This is a genomic window from Mangrovicella endophytica (assembly GCF_002893625.1).
Lineage (GTDB): Bacteria > Pseudomonadota > Alphaproteobacteria > Rhizobiales > Rhizobiaceae > Mangrovicella > Mangrovicella endophytica.
In genome coordinates this window covers 1-1,380 of the sequence record NZ_PKMZ01000029.1, presented here as the reverse complement: position 1 = coordinate 1,380, position 1,380 = coordinate 1, and the positions used below count along the sequence as shown (strand labels likewise).

Genomic DNA, 1,380 nt, shown 5'->3' with positions numbered 1-1,380 from the left:
CGGTGATCGATACCGTCGGCGGTACTCTTGCCGATCCGCTCGGCACGGTCACGGACACGGCTGGCGGCCTTCTCGGCGGCGGCGCTTCGGCGCCCGGCGATAGCGACCTGACGCTCGACCTCAACACCGGCCTGCCGGTGGTGGGCGGCGTCGGTGCCGGCGTGAGCCTCGATCCTGTGGAAAGCCTCGTTGGCGACATCGACCTCGGCGTCGGCGCGGATGTCCCGGCTGCGGTCGGCGCTGTCACCGACACCGTCGGAGGTGCGATCGACACGACCGGCAGCGTTGTCGGCGGCGTGGTTGATACGGCTGGCTCGGTGGCAGCTCCGGTGGTCGGCGGTGTCATCGACACGGCTGGCGACACGCTTGGCGCGGCAGCCGGCACCGCCGGCGGCATCATCGGCGGCGCTACGGATACGGCCGGCACGATTGCCACGCCGGTGATCGATACCGTCGGCAGCACCCTCGCCGATCCGCTCGGCACGGTCACGGACACGGCTGGCGGCCTTCTCGGCGGCGGTGCCTCAGTGCCGGGCGACACTGACCTGACGCTCGACCTCGACACCGGCCTGCCGGTGGTGGGCGGCGTCGGTGCCGGCGTGAGCCTCGATCCTGTGGAAAGCCTCGTCGGCGATATCGACCTCGGCATCGGCGCGGATGTCCCGGCTGCGGTCGGCGCTGGCACCGACACCGTTGGCGGCGTGATCGACACGACCGGCAGCGTTGTTGGTGGCGTCGTTGATACGGCTGGCTCGGCGCTCGACACGGCTGGCTCGGTGGCAGCTCCGGTGTTCGGCGGCGTCATCGACACCGCTGGTGATACGCTCGGCGCAGCAGCCGGCAGCGCGGTGATCGATACCGTCGGCGGTACTCTTGCCGATCCGCTCGGCACGGTCACGGACACGGCTGGCGGCCTTCTCGGCGGCGGTGCTTCGGCGCCTGGCGACACCGATCTAACGCTCGACCTCCACACCGGCCTGCCGGTGCTGGACGGCGTCGGCGCGGGCGTCAGCCTCGATCCGGTGGAAAGCCTCGTCGGGGACATCGACCTCGGCATCGGTGCGGACGTGCCCGCTGCGGTTGGCGCTGTCACCGACATCGTTGGCGGCGTCATCGACACGACCGGAAGCGTTGTTGGTGGCGTCGTTGATACGGCTGGCTCGGCGCTCGACACGGCTGGCTCGGTCGCAGCTCCGGTGGTCGGTAGGGTCATCGATGCGGCGGGTGATACGCTCGGCGCAGCAGCCGACACGACCGGCAGCATTGTCGGTGGTGTCACGGACACGGCCGGTGGTCTCCTCGGCGGCGGTGCTTCGGCACCAGGCGACACCGACCTCACCGTCGGCCTCAACACCGGCCTGCCGGTGGTGGACAGCGTCG

Annotated in this window: 1 pseudogene; it reads left to right on the top strand. The window is 70.8% G+C overall.

From position 1 onward, the window contains the following. Positions 1 to 1,380 (top strand): annotated as a pseudogene (locus tag C0R46_RS20590) (hypothetical protein); the annotation flags it as partial.